This window comes from Sphingobacteriaceae bacterium GW460-11-11-14-LB5 (assembly GCA_002151545.1).
Taxonomy (GTDB): domain Bacteria; phylum Bacteroidota; class Bacteroidia; order Sphingobacteriales; family Sphingobacteriaceae; genus Pedobacter.
In genome coordinates this window covers 2353456-2367980 of record CP021237.1, presented here as the reverse complement: position 1 = coordinate 2367980, position 14525 = coordinate 2353456, and the positions used below count along the sequence as shown (strand labels likewise).

At 37.5% G+C, this 14525-nt stretch carries 15 protein-coding genes; 6 read left to right on the top strand and 9 right to left on the bottom strand.

Annotation, left to right across the window (positions count from 1 at the left end; translation table 11 throughout):
- Positions 1–11: 11 nt before the first annotated feature.
- Positions 12–1178, bottom strand: a complete 1167-nt coding sequence (locus CA265_09570) for a galactokinase (GenBank protein ID ARS39883.1) — start codon at positions 1176–1178, stop codon at positions 12–14.
- A gap of 76 nt (positions 1179–1254) precedes the next feature.
- Between CA265_09570 and CA265_09565 the strand changes: the two genes are divergently transcribed.
- Positions 1255–2304 (top strand): galactose-1-epimerase, encoded by a 1050-nt coding sequence (locus CA265_09565; GenBank protein ID ARS39882.1) that lies wholly within the window; start codon positions 1255–1257, stop codon positions 2302–2304.
- Between the two features lie 3 nt (positions 2305–2307).
- Positions 2308–2703, top strand: coding sequence for a phage envelope protein (locus CA265_09560; protein ARS39881.1), 396 nt, complete (start codon positions 2308–2310; stop codon positions 2701–2703).
- A gap of 58 nt (positions 2704–2761) precedes the next feature.
- Here CA265_09560 and CA265_09555 read toward each other — a convergent pair whose 3' ends face one another.
- The 5 genes from CA265_09555 to CA265_09535 form a co-directional block, all read right to left on the bottom strand.
- On the bottom strand, positions 2762–4720 hold the full coding sequence (locus tag CA265_09555) for a hypothetical protein (GenBank protein ARS39880.1): 1959 nt from the start codon (positions 4718–4720) through the stop codon (positions 2762–2764).
- Positions 4721–4787: 67 nt separating this feature from the next.
- Positions 4788–5648: a phosphorylase gene (locus CA265_09550; GenBank protein ID ARS42944.1), complete on the bottom strand. Its 861-nt coding sequence runs from the start codon at positions 5646–5648 to the stop codon at positions 4788–4790.
- Between the two features lie 76 nt (positions 5649–5724).
- Positions 5725–6339, bottom strand: coding sequence for a YigZ family protein (locus CA265_09545; protein ID ARS39879.1), 615 nt, complete (start codon positions 6337–6339; stop codon positions 5725–5727).
- Positions 6326–7195, bottom strand: coding sequence for a transporter (locus CA265_09540; protein ID ARS39878.1), 870 nt, complete (start codon positions 7193–7195; stop codon positions 6326–6328). Before CA265_09540 ends, CA265_09545 begins: the two co-directional genes overlap by 14 nt.
- Entirely contained in the window at positions 7196–8248 is a 1053-nt protein-coding gene (locus CA265_09535) for a riboflavin biosynthesis protein RibD (protein ARS39877.1), read from the bottom strand.
- An 80-nt stretch (positions 8249–8328) separates the two neighbouring features.
- Here CA265_09535 and CA265_09530 point away from each other — a divergent pair, with 80 nt between their 5' ends.
- Positions 8329–9216 carry a protein-(glutamine-N5) methyltransferase, release factor-specific gene (locus CA265_09530; protein ARS39876.1) on the top strand — a complete coding sequence of 296 codons (888 nt, stop codon included), beginning with the start codon at positions 8329–8331 and terminating at the stop codon, positions 9214–9216.
- Between the two features lie 159 nt (positions 9217–9375).
- Here the strand turns inward: CA265_09530 and CA265_09525 are convergent, their stop codons facing one another.
- On the bottom strand, positions 9376–10275 hold the full coding sequence (locus CA265_09525; protein ID ARS39875.1) for a site-specific tyrosine recombinase XerD: 900 nt from the start codon (positions 10273–10275) through the stop codon (positions 9376–9378).
- Positions 10276–10321: 46 nt separating this feature from the next.
- On the opposite strand from CA265_09525, the gene CA265_09520 reads away from it, so the two are divergent.
- Positions 10322–10741, top strand: coding sequence for a type II 3-dehydroquinate dehydratase (locus tag CA265_09520; GenBank protein ID ARS42943.1), 420 nt, complete (start codon positions 10322–10324; stop codon positions 10739–10741).
- 110 nt (positions 10742–10851) lie between these two features.
- On the opposite strand, the gene CA265_09515 is transcribed toward CA265_09520, so the two are convergent.
- Entirely contained in the window at positions 10852–11865 is a 1014-nt protein-coding gene (locus CA265_09515; protein ID ARS39874.1) for a glycosyl transferase family 2, read from the bottom strand.
- A gap of 6 nt (positions 11866–11871) precedes the next feature.
- The gene (locus tag CA265_09510) at positions 11872–12744 is read right to left on the bottom strand and encodes a lauroyl acyltransferase (GenBank protein ID ARS39873.1); all 873 of its coding nucleotides are present in this window, start codon (positions 12742–12744) and stop codon (positions 11872–11874) included.
- 39 nt (positions 12745–12783) lie between these two features.
- Here CA265_09510 and CA265_09505 point away from each other — a divergent pair, with 39 nt between their 5' ends.
- Both CA265_09505 and CA265_09500 read left to right on the top strand, forming a co-directional pair.
- A complete protein-coding gene (locus CA265_09505) occupies positions 12784–13395 on the top strand; it encodes a hypothetical protein (protein ARS39872.1) in 612 nt (203 codons plus the stop codon).
- A 108-nt stretch (positions 13396–13503) separates the two neighbouring features.
- Entirely contained in the window at positions 13504–14520 is a 1017-nt protein-coding gene (locus tag CA265_09500) for a magnesium and cobalt transport protein CorA (GenBank protein ARS42942.1), read from the top strand.
- Positions 14521–14525: the final 5 nt, after the last annotated feature.

The window sequence follows — 14525 nt, the reverse complement described above, 5'->3', positions numbered from 1 at the left end:
CGAATCTGTATTTATCTTTGAGGATCTGTAGTTAAATATGGCCCGTTACCAATTTCGCTAATGTAAATGGCAGCCGGGTAGCCGATCTTCTCTACGTAGTAATCTGTTAAATTTTTTGCAAAATCTTCTTCAAAACCTTTCTCTAATAAAGCGATTGCACAACCACCAAATCCGGCGCCCGTCATCCTTGCGCCGATTACATGCTCATAATCAGCACAAAAATCGACTACCGCATCCAGTTCTTTTCCGCTTACCTCGTATAATGTTCGTAAAGATTCGTGAGAGGCGTACATCAAACGGCCAAACTCTGCTAAATTTCCTCCATTTAGTGCTTTAGCTGCTAAATGAACGCGATCATTCTCTTTAACTACATGCGTCGCACGGTTTAAGATCGTTTGATCTGTTATTAAATGACTGTGAAGTGCAAATTTCTCAGCGGTTAACTCGCAAAGATAATGAAGGGTTATTTCTTCGTTTAATAATTTTAATGCTGTTTGGCATTCAGCAACCCGCTCATTGTATTTAGAATCGGCCAGTTCGCGTGGTTTATTGGTATTGATAATGGCCAGAACATAATTGCCGAGATCAACATCAACCATTTTGTATTTTAAAGTTTCACAATCTAGAACAATTGCCTTGTTTTTTTCTCCAAAAGCAACCGCAAACTGATCCATTATCCCCGAATTTAAACCGATAAAGTCATTTTCAACACGTTTAGCGATTTTAACGAGGTCCAGCTTATCATAACCTAGATTTATATAAGTATTTAAGGCATAAGCGGTGGCTATTTCTATAGAAGCTGAAGAAGAAAGTCCTGATCCGATTGGAATGTTTCCGTAGAACAGAAAATCTAAGCCGTTAATTTCCTTACCATCCTTAATAAATTCGTTAATTACCCCAACAGGATAATTCGCCCATAAGCTACCATCTTTTTCGTTTATGGTATTGCTTGTTACCGCTGTTTGAACATCGAAGTTTAAACTTTTAAACCTAAATAGGTTGTCGTTATTTGGGGCTATAGCTACCCAGGTTCCTAAGGTAATGGCGCAGGGCATAACCAAACCGCCATTATAATCAATATGTTCGCCTATGAGGTTAACCCGTCCGGGCGTAAAATAAATGGCATCAGCTTTTTTATGGTATTGTTCGGCAAATTTTTCCTGTAGGTTAATGTTCATTTGGCTAAAATATATTTATAAAAAGCATTAATAATAGTATGTTTGTTTAGGAAACAAAAGCCCTAAGTTACAATTTATGAGCGTTCAGCAAATACCAACCGGAAAAATTATTGATGGCGAAGAAGTTATCGCAATCGAACTAACCAATAGCAAAGGCACTTATGTCAAAATATTCAATTATGGTACAATCATCAACAAATTTGTAGTTAAGAATGCCAAAGGCGAAAAACAGGATATCGTGCTTGGTTTCGATACTTTTGACGAATACCTCAATCCAGCTTATTTGGCAAACTACCCTTATTTTGGTGCTATAATTGGCCGATATGCCAACCGCATTAAAAATGGAAGAGTCCAGATTGATGATGAAACTTATCAATTGGCACAAAACGCCGGTACCGATACACTACACGGCGGTATAGTAGGTTTTGATAAAAAAGTATGGGATATTGTTGAAATTAATGATGGCGCACAACCCTCAGTTACCCTGCAATATGAAAGTGTGGATGGAGAGGAAAATTTTCCCGGAAACCTGGTTATTGATTTAACATTCGAACTGACTGACAATGATGAGCTGATATTAAGTTATGAGGCAGAAACCGATAAAGCTACCGCGATTAACTTAACACACCACAGTTATTTTAATCTCGCTCCTGAAGGTGGAAGCATTAAAAACCATAAACAACAGATTTTCGCTTCAAATTATTTGGAACAAGATGATAATTATTCGGTAACGGGTAAATTAATCCCTGTTGAAGGTACACCTTTGGATTTTACTAAATCTAAAGCGATAGGGCAGGATTGGAATGAGGATGAGGGATATGATCAAACTTTCGTTTTAGACAAGATTTATGGCGATTTATCGCTGGCCAGCAAAACAATTGAGGAAGAAAGCGGTTTAGTTTTAAGCGTATATACTACAGAACCGGTAGCCCATTTGTACACCGCAAAATATTTAGGCGTAAAGAACGGTAAAGGCGGAAAGGATTATGACAGTTATGGTGCCTTTTGTGTAGAAACACAACACCATCCAAATGCCGTTAATATTCCAGCATTTCCAACTACCATTTTAAGACCGGATGATTTGTACACGCAAACAACCATTTATAAAGTTTCACTAAACAGATAAATTATGTTCACGATCGAAAACATCCGGGCAGCAGAATCAAAAATTAAAACTGGTGCAGATTTTCCTCAGTTTATAAAAGAAATTAAGGAAATGGGTGTTAAACGTAATGATGTGTACTTATCTAACGGCTTATCGATTTATTTTGATGATGAAGATAATGCTCAACAGGTAAGCCCTGACGAGTACCCAGGCCTAACGATCAATACAGCATCTTCTGCTGATAAACTGGCGCATGCTTTGAAAATACATCAGCAGGGAGAAACCGATTATTTTACATTTTGTAAGCAAGCTGCAGATGCGGGTGTTGAAAAATGGGTAACTGATCTGGACGAAATGACCTGTACCTATCTGGATGCAGAAGGGAATGAACTGGTAAAAGAGCATATTCCCAGCGTTTAATCAAACTGATTAATTTATAACGATACACTCTGATGGTTGATTGAACGATCAGAGTGTATTAAACAAGGCTAAAACCCAGAATAAACTCAGTTCCACCATTTTCCTGCGTTTTCATCTGGATTTTGATATCGTTTAATCTTGCAAAATCGTTAACCAAACTTAAGCCAATCCCAAGGCCTGATTCACCGGCAGTTCCTTTAGATGACATTTCATCACCAAAAACAGCAAAAAGCCTGGCCGCTTTTTTGGGATCCATGCCAACACCATTATCCTTAATGTGAAGAAAAATATTATTGGTAGCTATTTCAGCACTATAAAAAACCTCAATAGTGCCTTTAGGTTTGGTAAATTTAATGGCATTGGTAATCAGGTTCCTTAAGATAACCATTACTTGTTTCTCATCTATTAATACCACATCGTTTATTGTTGTATGGTGATGATGTAAGGATATCTGCTTCAACGAAATAGTCTGAGCCAATTCTTTAATAACCAGATCGGTTACGCTATTGAGTTTGTAAGGGGTTCTGTTGGCCTTGGTTGATTTATTATTTTTCGTCCATATAATTAAATCATTCAACATCTCCAGACTGCTCAATATTTTTTCCTGAAAATCATCAATAAAAAGGTCAAGTTCTTCTTTACTAAAATCACCTTCTTTAAAAAACTTGGTTGCCTGTAATGTCGTGGCAAATGGCGAACGCAAATCGTGACCGATAACCAGTATCAGTTTATTTTTATAATCGTCGTTATTTTGCAGTTCTATATTCTGTTGCGCGATCAGATCTTTCTGTTGAAGGATATCGATGTTATTATCGGCCAATAATCTATTCAATCTGCTTCTTTGCTTTGATTTGCGATAAACCGTGGCCAATAAAACCGTAACGACCAATGAGAAAAATACAGTTGCTATAATCAATAAGCGGCTGAGCTCAATATTTTTCTCTTTTACCGAGATCTCTCTGGTTAAATATTGATTTTCGAGGTTTTTTTGAGTGATGAGCAATTCATCTATCTTTTTCCTGGCTTCCTCATCAGTAGCCAACGCAGCGAAACGTACCTTTTCTGATAATGTATTGTAGGCATTTTTAAAGTCACCTTTTGCCTGGTAAGACTGTGCCAATACAGTAAGTGATTTATCGATATTGATGTGGTCGTTATCTTTTTTTGCGATAGAAAAGCCTACCTGAGCATATTTTATGGCATCATCAAATTTCTTCAATCCGATATTCGCTTTAGCAAGGCTTGCATAGGCAGCACCAAGCTCCCAGTCTGAAACTTCTTTTTTATTGCTTAAAACGATCTGGAAATATTTGATTGCACTTTTGTGATCATTTTTGAGGATATATAAATCTCCTATACGATTATAACAGGTATAGATGTAGGTGATATTATTTATTTTTTTAGCTATTTCCTGTGCAATCTGATAATGTTGGATTGAAGTTTTGAAGTAACCTTGTTTTTTATCTTTGCCAAAAAGCAATGCATTACAAAAACCCAGGTTAAAGTTGCTGAGCATTTGCGTATTAAAATCTTTAATGCTGTTAGCCAATGCTAAAGAGCGGTGAAAATGACCAAGTGCAATGGGATAATTTTTTTGCTGTACGTAAGCGAGTCCGATATTATTTAAACAAACTGCTATTAAAACCTGATCGGAGGTTTGAGTCGCAATTCTGTAAGCATTATTCAGCTCTTTAAAAGCTTTATCATATTTTTTCTGATAATAATAATTGCCCGAAAAATTTAGTTTTGCCCGCGCAATACCCACCAGATATTTTTCTTCACTAGCAAGTTTGTAGGCTTTTTCTGCGTAAGCCCAACTGCTATCCGGATTTTCCTTATAATACAAATAGGAAATTCTGTTCAATGTGTCGATATATGGACGCATTTGATGCAGGCTGTAATGAGTTAAGGCAATCTTTTTCATTTCGATCAGCTTTTTACTCAATAAATTTCCCTGTGCCAAAACAGACAAGAAAAAGCAGTTGCAAAGGATCAAAATAGTTAAAGCCCGTTTCATGTAGTTTTATCGCTTAAAATAAATATAGCAGATTAATGCAATACTTAAAACAGGAATTTAAAATCATCTATATCCTTTCTAAAACCATTTTTATGGCCTGCTCTACAATTTTGTCGGGTGCTTTACTAAACTCGAATTTTACCCGGCTCGCCAGAATGGCATTAATGGAGAGTGCCCTGTGACCTAAAACCTTTGCTAAAGCATAAATTCCGGCAGTTTCCATCTCTAAATTGGTAATCCGGTATTGGTTGCTCTTAAAACTGTTAATCAAACCAATAAAATCGGGAACGGCATTTTTTGCCCTGACAATTCTGCCTTGTGGGGCGTAAAAGCCTGGTGCAGTAATGGTAATGCCCTTTGCCATGTCCTTACCAATAGTATTTAACAGTGTTTCGCTTGCTGCCGTTAAATAGGGGTGAATGTTTTTGAGGTGTCCAAAATGCCCTTTAATATCGTCCATTAAAAGCTGTTCATCACCAGATAATTGCTGAAGATAATAATTCATTAGCGCATCCATCCCTAAGCCATAGGACGACGCTAAAATCGTTCCCATTGGAATATCCGGTTGGACAGCTCCGGAAGTACCAATTCTGATAATATTTAATGAGGTAAGCTCTTTTTTAATTTCACGGGTTTCAAAATTAACATTAACCAGTGCGTCTAGTTCATTTATAACGATATCAATATTGTCTGTACCGATCCCTGTTGAGAGAACGGTAATTCGTTTTTTGCCTACGTAGCCTGTATGGGCAATAAATTCGCGTTTGCCTTTCTTAAACTCTATTTTATCGAAATACTTACTTACCTCGCCCACACGGTCGGGATCGCCAACAGTAATTACGGTATCGGCAATATCTCCAGGTAAAAGATTTAGGTGGTATATGCTACCATCAGGATTGATGATTAAGTCGCTTTCTGATATTTTCATATTTGGTTCATATTTGCCCGCAGATTTCACTGATTACCAGAATTTATAGCTGTAATCATTACTCAAGACATGGTTATTAAATCGTTTGCAGGTATTTTAATTTAACCCCATCAATTTTATCAAATTTACTTAAAACCTGATTGAGTTGTGCTTTTCTCACTTCAAATTTCAATATGCAATTGGTATCAAACTGCTGCCCTAATATTTGCAAGTTTTCTTCTTTGCTCAACTTCATTACCTCGTTCATTTGCAGGTATTCGAAATAGGCTTCGTAAACATCATTAACTGTTTTGTTGATAATGACAGCTGCTTTAATTGCTTCTATACTAGCAGATTTATATGCGTTAATTAAACCAGGAACCCCCAATAATGTGCCTCCAAAATAACGAACAACCACCATCAGGATATTAGTCAGATCTTCTGATAATAAACAATTCAGAATTGGTCTACCTGCAGTACCAGAAGGTTCGCCATCATCATTCACTCTGAAAACAGACCGGTCAGGTGTTAGGCGATAAGCATAACAAAAGTGCCTGGCCTTGGCATGTTCTGCACGTAAACTGGTAATAATCGGTTTTACTTCTTCCTCACTACGGATTGGGTAGGCATAAGCAATAAATTTGCTGCCTTTATCTCGAAATATACCTTCTGAAGTACTTTCGATGGTTTTATATGAATCATCGAACAGCATTTTGCGATAGTGTAATGAAGATAACGGCTGCAATTGCCAAAATTATACCTGCATAATTTAATTTGCTTAGTTTTTCTTTAAAAACAATTACGCCAATTAATGTACCTGCAATAATGACCCCTAAATTCATGGCTGCAAAAACGGTAGATGGATTTTCGGCTAAGGCTTTATGGGCCTTCATATAAAAAAGGATATTCCCAAAATTGAAGAAGCCCAAAATAAATCCGCAAACTACATTTACCAGCTGTATTTTTATTTTGCCGGCCACCACCATCGAAATTACGATAAGCAATGAAACGATAAAAGCCAGACAAAAAACAGTAAAAAGCGATGTAGTATAAGGCAATTCCTTGTATAATGCAATTTGTTTAAAAAGGACATCGATTACCCCAAAACCAATGAAAACCATAACGGGATAGAGGAGTCCTCCTTTACTGCTTTCCTCATGATCAGATTTTCGAATAAAAGTTAAAAAAATTGCCACAAAACCTATTGCCAGCCCAATAATTTTAAGGTTATTAAAATCTTCCTTAAAAATAAAATAAGCGGCCAGTATCGGAATAAATAGCGATAAACGCTGCGCAATGTCGGTTTTAACAATGCCCAGGTTTTTTACCGAGGCAGCAAGGAATAAAAATATCGATGGCAATAGAATAGCTAAGGCAATATAAATCGGCCATGGTGCGCTAGAGGTAATCAGTTTAACATCAGGCTTGAAGAAGAGAAAACATAAGCTTAATGCAGCAAGGTAATTGATGGTAACGGCTTGAATAATACTGATTTGGTATCGCTTGGCCAGTTTTAATAAAACGGCCACAGTAACACTGCAGCAGATGCTTAAAATAATGTAAATCATTTATTTGATGTCGTTTAGATAGATAGAGAGTTTGTCATTTCCAATTTGTACAGTGTCTTGCAAATTTCCATTTATGGCTGGCGAGGAAACTCCCTCATTCCAGCTGTTAGATGAAGTAAAAATACGCGCTTCATCCCATAGGTTGGTACTTAAAAATTGATTTAAAATATTGGCGCCACCTTCAATAATTACCGATTGTATATCCATCAGGTAGAGCTGAAAGGCAACTTTTTGCGCTAAATAAAAGTGCATATCTTCCATTTGGATATAATGGATATTCTCTATTACATCGGTTTTAACCTCATTAAAGATAATGGTTTTGGCCGCTGTATTGAAAATATGGTTTGTGACTGGCACCTGAAGGTTTTTGTCGATTACCAGACGAATGGGATTTTTGCCAGGCCATTCACGCGAAGTTAATTGCGGATTATCCATAATGGCAGTCTGTTTGCCGATCAGAATGGCATCTTCTTCGCTACGCCATTGGTGCGCTAAACGTTTGGCCAGGGCACCGCTAATCCATTTCTGGTGACCATCTTTTGTTGCGAAATAGCCATTTGCGGTTTCGGCCCATTTTAAGATGATATATGGCCTTTGCTTTTGGATTCTGGTAAAGAACCTTCTGTTGAAATAGCGACATTCATCATCTAAAATTCCACTTAACACTTCAATTCCCGCATTTCTGAGTTTCTCGATACCTTTGCCGTCAACTCCAGAAAAAGGGTCTCTGTTGCCAATAACTACCTTTTTTAACTGATGTTTGACCAGCAAATCTGCACAGGGAGGTGTTTTGCCAAAATGCGCACAGGGCTCCAGGTTTACATAGGCAGTAGCTTGTTTTAATAAATTTTCAGCCTCATTGCCAAAGTGATCAAATACAGCTTTAATGGCATTGGGTTCGGCGTGCGATTTTCCATATTCCTGATGATATCCTTCTCCAATAATTTTGCCGTCTACAACAATAACACAGCCAACCATTGGGTTCGGACTAACGTTACCCAAAGCCAGGGCCGCTAAGTCCAGACAGCGTTTTATATAAAATTCATCGCTCATTAGCGCAAAAGTAGTAAAAAAAGAGTCACGGCCTTACCAAAACAGCGCTGTTATCATCTCAATTAAGTAATTTTGTAAATATGAAGATAGGAGAATTAGCTGAGCATTACGAACTAGAACTTGAGCCATTATATGATAATAATGAAGCAAAAGCATTATTTAGTATTGCTGCTGAGAAGGTTTTAGCCTTATCTTCCGGTAAACTGATCATGCAAAAGAATATTGAGGTCAGTTTCATCAACATGCAAAAACTCCTGAGTATCCTTAACGATTTGCAGATTGGAAAACCTATTCAACACATTTTAGCAGAAGCCCATTTTTATGGCGCTGTTTTTAGCGTTAATGAGCATGTGCTTATTCCGAGGCCGGAAACAGAAGAACTGGTAGATTGGATTATTTCAGATAACCGTTCGCAGTTTTCAGTTAACAGTAACCATAAAATCAGTATTCTTGATATTGGAACCGGTTCTGGATGCATTCCCATCACACTTAAAAAACATTTACCAAAAGCTGAAGTATCTGCATTGGATGTTTCTGCTCATGCCATTACTGTAGCCAAGCACAATGCCGAAAGGTTGGGAGAGCAGATCAGGTTTATTGAGGCCGATATTTTGACTTTCAGGTCTGAAGAAAAATTTGATATAATCGTGAGTAACCCGCCTTATATCAGGGATTTAGAAAAGGCAGATATGCATCATAACGTATTGGTTTACGAACCCCATTTAGCCTTATTTGTTCGTGACGAAAACCCGTTGATATTTTATAAAGCTATTGCTGAGTTTGCAAAAACTAACCTAAAACCTAACGGACAACTTTATTTCGAGATCAACGAATATTTAGGTAAAGAAACTGTTGAAATGTTAAAAGATAAAGGCTTTGTAAATATTGAGTTAAGGCAGGATATGCAAGGGAAGGATAGGATGGTGAGCGCTGGAAGTCCGATGTCCGAGGTCGGGAGTCAGAAGTGAGGAATCAATAGCAGGGATTAAGATATTTGAAGTTCGAGGAATGAGGTCAGAAGATATGTTGCAGAGGAGTAAAATCTCTCGGCGTTCGTCCTCCTGAACTTGTTTCAGGATCTACAAAGGTGCTTTTGGTCTTTCAGCTTTAGTCTTTCGGTTGTATTTCTAAGCCCTCGGATGAAACTGCGTAATGACCTCTCTTAAATAGTCTCTGTCGATGTGCGTATAAATTTCTGTGGTAGTAATACTCGAATGGCCCAGCATTTCCTGTACGGCTCGTAAATCGGCACCTCCTTCAATTAAATGGGTAGCGAATGAATGCCTTAAGGTATGAGGACTGATTGTTTTCTTTAATCCTGTAGAAATGGCCAGGCTTTTAATCAGGTTGAAAATTGAAATACGCGAAAGTTTAGCACCAAAACGGTTTAAAAAGATAAAATCTTCATGTCCTTTTTTAATATTAGCATGTACACGCACTTCATTGATGTAAATATCGAGCAATTTTAACGCTACGCTTCCAATAGGGACCAAACGTTCTTTATTTCCTTTTCCAATTACTTTTATAAATTCAATCTGCGGAAATACATTGGAGATCCTGAGTTCGGTTAATTCTGTTACACGCAAGCCACAGCCGTACAATACTTCCATAATGGCTTTATTGCGCATGCCTTCGGATTTTGAGGCATCTATGCCCGCAATAAGTTCGTTAATTTCGTAAATGTTTAATGTATCGGGTAATTTTCTGCTGAGTTTTGGTGCTTCAAGCAGCGCTGTAGGATCGTTCGAAATCACCTCCTCGAGCATTAAATAGGAGAAAAAAGCTTTTAGACCCGATATTACCCGAGCCTGCGTACTGGCTTGCATACCCAGGTCATTCAGCCAGGAGATAAAAGATTTTAAATGCGTTATGGTTATATCTGTTAGTTTGGGTTCCTCATTTAAAGATTGAAAAAACTGGATCAGTTTATCAATATCGCTCAGATAGGCATCAACAGAATTGCTGGATAACGACCGCTCTAACTTTAAATACGATTTAAATCCTTTAATATATGATGGCCAAAGCATGCTTTTATTTGAGATTTTTTATAACATTGCAACGTTACAACATTATATTATGAAAATACAAATTATTAACGGCCCAAACTTAAACTTATTAGGCGTTCGCGAACCATCTATTTACGGAAACACCAGTATTGAAGATTATATTAAAGAATTAAAAACGGTTTATCCGGATATTGAAATTGAATATTATCAGAGTAATGTTGAGGGTGAGATTATTAATAAACTGCATGAAGTTGGTTTTAGTTATGATGGGGTAGTGCTCAACGCCGGCGGTTACACACATACCTCAGTAGCGATTGCTGATGCAATAGCAGCGATTAAAACGCCTGTGGTTGAGGTACACATCTCTAATATTTATGCCCGTGAAGAATATCGTCATGTTTCTTTAACCGGGAAAAACTGTCAGGGTGTTTTAACAGGCTTTGGTATGAAGGGGTATCGTCTGGCTATTGAAAGTTTGTTGATTTAAAAAGAGTCCTCATTCTCGCGCAGGCGGGAATCTTAAAACTTATGGATTGCAATTATCTTAGCAATCGTTGTTCCTAGTCGGGCTGGGAATGACGATTCACGACTTACTTCTTACTTCAATTCCGAAAAATATTTGATTTTCTTAATAAAAAATGCCCACACAACGCTGTTATTGTATACTCCGGTATGTTCACTATATGCTTTTTGAACGCTTTTGCGCTTTTTGTTCGTTTTTGAAAGCGATTTAAGAAAATGCCAATGACCTTTGGTCACTGCCATGGTGAATTTACGTTTTCCGGTTAGCAAAAAGTGCCACCACGCAACAAAATCAATAAACATCCTGATCGTAATTCGGAAAATGGCATCGCCAGCAGGTAGGTTTTTCTGCATGATGATGAGGTTGTTCCTGAAATTGAGATAGGTTTTAAAGGGATTCTCCGTTTGTAATGTTCCGCCACCTACATGGTAAACTTCGGCATCCGGACAATACATAATCTTATAATTGAGGTTCTTTAAACGCCAGCAAAGATCAATTTCCTCCATATGTGCAAACAGATCTGCATCTAAACCTCCCGCTTCTTCCCAACATTTGCTTTTAATGAAAAATGCAGCCCCACTTGCCCAAAAAACTTCCGTTTGATCATTGTATTGGTCGTGATCAAACTCATATACATTAAACAATCTGCCTCTGCAGAACGGGAAAGAGTAGATATCCAGATAACCTCCTGCAGCGCCTGCATATTCGAATTGTTTTTTGTTTAACTGCCATTTAATCTTAGGTTGCGCTGCGGCAATCTGTGCATCACTTTCCATCAGGTCAATCACTGGCTGTATCCAGTTGGGAGTTACCTCCACATCCGAATTGAGTAAGATAAAGTAATCAGCCTCAACACGTTCTAAAACCTTATTGTAGCCGCCTGCAAAACCATAATTCTGATCGTTCTGGATAATTTTAACGGTAGGGAAGTTTTCTTGTAAAAATGAAACAGAATCATCGGTGGAGGCATTATCGCCCACCACAATTTGCAGATTATCATATTCAGAAAGCAAAACTCCTGGTAAAAATTGCTTTAAATATGCTTTTCCATTCCAGTTTAAAATTACAACGGCTACAGATGGGTTCATTCTTTTTTATTCGGGTTTAAATTTCCAGCGTTTATGGCTCCAAAGCCAGTATTGCGGCTGTTCTTTAATAATATTTTCTAAAAACTTAAAGTGTAGATCGGTAATCTCGAATTCATGCATTCGTTCCGGATCCAGGCACATGGGCAAAACTTCTATGTGGTAATAGCCTTTTTTTACTACGTTAACTTTAAAATAGTATATCGGTCTTTTAGTAGACTTCGCAATTTTTTCTACACCTAAAAGTGCCGCAGTGGGCTGATGCAGAAAATTTACGTAATATTTCGTTTCTTCTCTGGTAGGCGATTGATCGCTTGCAAAACATAAAAGCGTGGGTTCGTTTTTATAAGCGGCTATTCCCCGCAAAGTTTGTCGCATGGCGATAAAAACATTCCCATATTTTGTTCGTGCATAATCAAACCACTTTCCGAAAACTTTATTGCTAATGGGTTTATAAATCACCATGGTTTTGGCAGAGATATTTAAGCCCAAAGCTAAAGTACCCAATTCCCAGTTTCCATAATGGCCTGTGCAGGCAAGTACACTTTCTCCAGCCTTAAAATGAGCTTCTAGTTGCTCCAAACCCGTAAATTTTACGCGTTTTAACGTTTCGGCTTTCGAAATGCTGGTCATTTTAATGATTTCGAAAATAAGCTCGGCCAGATACAGGAAGAATTTTTTCTCAATAGCCTTAATTTCGAGAGGAGCTTTTTCAGGAAAAGAGTGGGTTAAATTCTGTCTGACAACTTTTTTTCTATAGCCTATTACGTAATAAAGCAGATAATATAGTAATCTTGCAAAAAAAAAGAGCAAAGGTAAAGGCAGCAGCGATAACAGGTATAAAAAAAATACGCCAACGTGCGCAATCCCTCTTTTAATCATTATTTTTAAAACGTTTCAACTACAAACATAAATTTTCAAATGCAGAATACAGCTATACTTCCATTATTTTATCTTCCACCAGTGGGCTATTTTACTTTATTACAAAAGCTTGGGACAGATTTTTTAATCGAAAAACATGAACATTTAGCTAAGCAGACTTACCGCAACAGGGCCAGTATCTATTCGCCCAATGGAAAACTGGATATTACCGTTCCTGTGGTTAAAGGCTCAAAAACACACACGCAAATGAAAGATGTGCGGATTAGTTATGATTTTAAATGGCAACGTTTACATTGGTTAAGCCTGGAAAGCTGTTACAGAAGTTCGGCCTATTTCGAGTTTTATGAAGACGAACTTTCACGTTTTTATACCAATAAATTCGAATTTTTGTTCGATTATAACCTCGAACTGGTAGAGTGGCTGAGCAAAAAGCTAAAACTAAATAAAACCTTCGAGGTGACCACCGAGTATTTTGATGATATAGCGCCGGAGCTGGATTATCGTACCATCATGAATCCTAAAAAAGAGGAAGATATTGTAAACAATAAGCCATATTATCAGGTTTTTGAAGATAGACATCAATTTTTGCCCAACTTAAGTATTGTTGATTTGTTGTTTAACCAGGGCCCGCAAGCCCGGCTATATTTATAATGTATGGGAAAAAACAAGCCGCGTAACCGCCATAAGCACTATAAAGTTCCAGCACCAGGTACCAGTCCGGGTTTATATACTATTGACGAAGATGCATTAAAACCAATTATTGTACTTCATACTTATAACGAAAAGAGTTATAAAAAAGTGGAACTGGAGAACATCAATAATATTGATAAACTGATTGAAAATAAAGATTTTTGTTATTGGTTTGATATAAAAGGATTGGGTGATCCGAATATATTTGAAACGCTCTATTCAAAGTTAGATATCAGCAGGCTGGTACTGGAAGATATTACCAGTTCTTACCAGCGCCCGAAGCTGGATGAATATGATAACGATAAGTACATTTTTGCGGTAAGCAGGCATCTGTTTTTAAACGAGGAGAATACTTTAAATAATGATCAGATCTCTTTTATCTTATCAGAACGTACAATGATCACCTTTCAGGAAACTTATGCTGATTGTTTTGAACCTGTAAGGAAACGTTTGGAAATAGGGAAGGGCAACATTCGTATTGGCGGCATTAGTTACCTGATGTATGCCATTATGGATGTTATCGTAGATAATTATTTTGCCTTATTAAATTTCTGGGGTGAAGAGCTGGATACAATTGAAGACCGTTTATACGATCATCCTGACCGGAGAATCATGTACGATACACAAGCTATTAAAAGGTCTTTAATCACGATTAGGAAAGTAGCCTGGCCGGAGCGGGATAAACTGAATGATATTATCCGTACCGATAGTCCCTTAATATCCGATCTGACCAAAACTTACATGAAGGATGCTTATGATCACTGTATCCAGATTATTGATTTTATAGAATCACTCAAAGAGATTGCTTCTGCCAATATCGATATGAATTTATCGATTATCAGCAACCGGATGAACGAAATTATGAAGGTTCTAACCATCATTTCATCCATTTTTATTCCTTTAACCTTTATTGCAGGGATTTATGGAATGAATTTTAGCAGGGAAGATCCTACAACCGGAAAAATACTGAAAGATAATATGCCCGAATTATACGCGGAACATGGTTACTTGTATACCTGGATTGTAATGGCTGTCATTGCGGTTTTGCAGGTAATTTATTTTTGGCGTAAAGGCTGGTTTAAATAAGGTTT

Excerpts from the sequence above, each read along its gene's own strand:
- CA265_09555 (ARS39880.1), bottom strand. The coding sequence starts at position 4,720 with ATGAAACGGGCTTTAACTATTTTGATCCTTTGCAACTGCTTTTTCTTG.
- CA265_09510 (ARS39873.1), bottom strand. The coding sequence starts at position 12,744 with ATGATTAAAAGAGGGATTGCGCACGTTGGCGTATTTTTTTTATACCTG.
- CA265_09530 (ARS39876.1), top strand. The coding sequence starts at position 8,329 with ATGAAGATAGGAGAATTAGCTGAGCATTACGAACTAGAACTTGAGCCA.
- CA265_09505 (ARS39872.1), top strand. The coding sequence starts at position 12,784 with ATGCAGAATACAGCTATACTTCCATTATTTTATCTTCCACCAGTGGGC.
- CA265_09570 (ARS39883.1), bottom strand. The coding sequence starts at position 1,178 with ATGAACATTAACCTACAGGAAAAATTTGCCGAACAATACCATAAAAAA.
- CA265_09535 (ARS39877.1), bottom strand. The coding sequence starts at position 8,248 with ATGAGCGATGAATTTTATATAAAACGCTGTCTGGACTTAGCGGCCCTG.
- CA265_09560 (ARS39881.1), top strand. The coding sequence starts at position 2,308 with ATGTTCACGATCGAAAACATCCGGGCAGCAGAATCAAAAATTAAAACT.
- CA265_09540 (ARS39878.1), bottom strand. The coding sequence starts at position 7,195 with ATGATTTACATTATTTTAAGCATCTGCTGCAGTGTTACTGTGGCCGTT.
- CA265_09565 (ARS39882.1), top strand. The coding sequence starts at position 1,255 with ATGAGCGTTCAGCAAATACCAACCGGAAAAATTATTGATGGCGAAGAA.
- CA265_09515 (ARS39874.1), bottom strand. The coding sequence starts at position 11,865 with ATGAACCCATCTGTAGCCGTTGTAATTTTAAACTGGAATGGAAAAGCA.
- CA265_09525 (ARS39875.1), bottom strand. The coding sequence starts at position 10,275 with ATGCTTTGGCCATCATATATTAAAGGATTTAAATCGTATTTAAAGTTA.
- CA265_09545 (ARS39879.1), bottom strand. The coding sequence starts at position 6,339 with ATGCTGTTCGATGATTCATATAAAACCATCGAAAGTACTTCAGAAGGT.
- CA265_09550 (ARS42944.1), bottom strand. The coding sequence starts at position 5,648 with ATGAAAATATCAGAAAGCGACTTAATCATCAATCCTGATGGTAGCATA.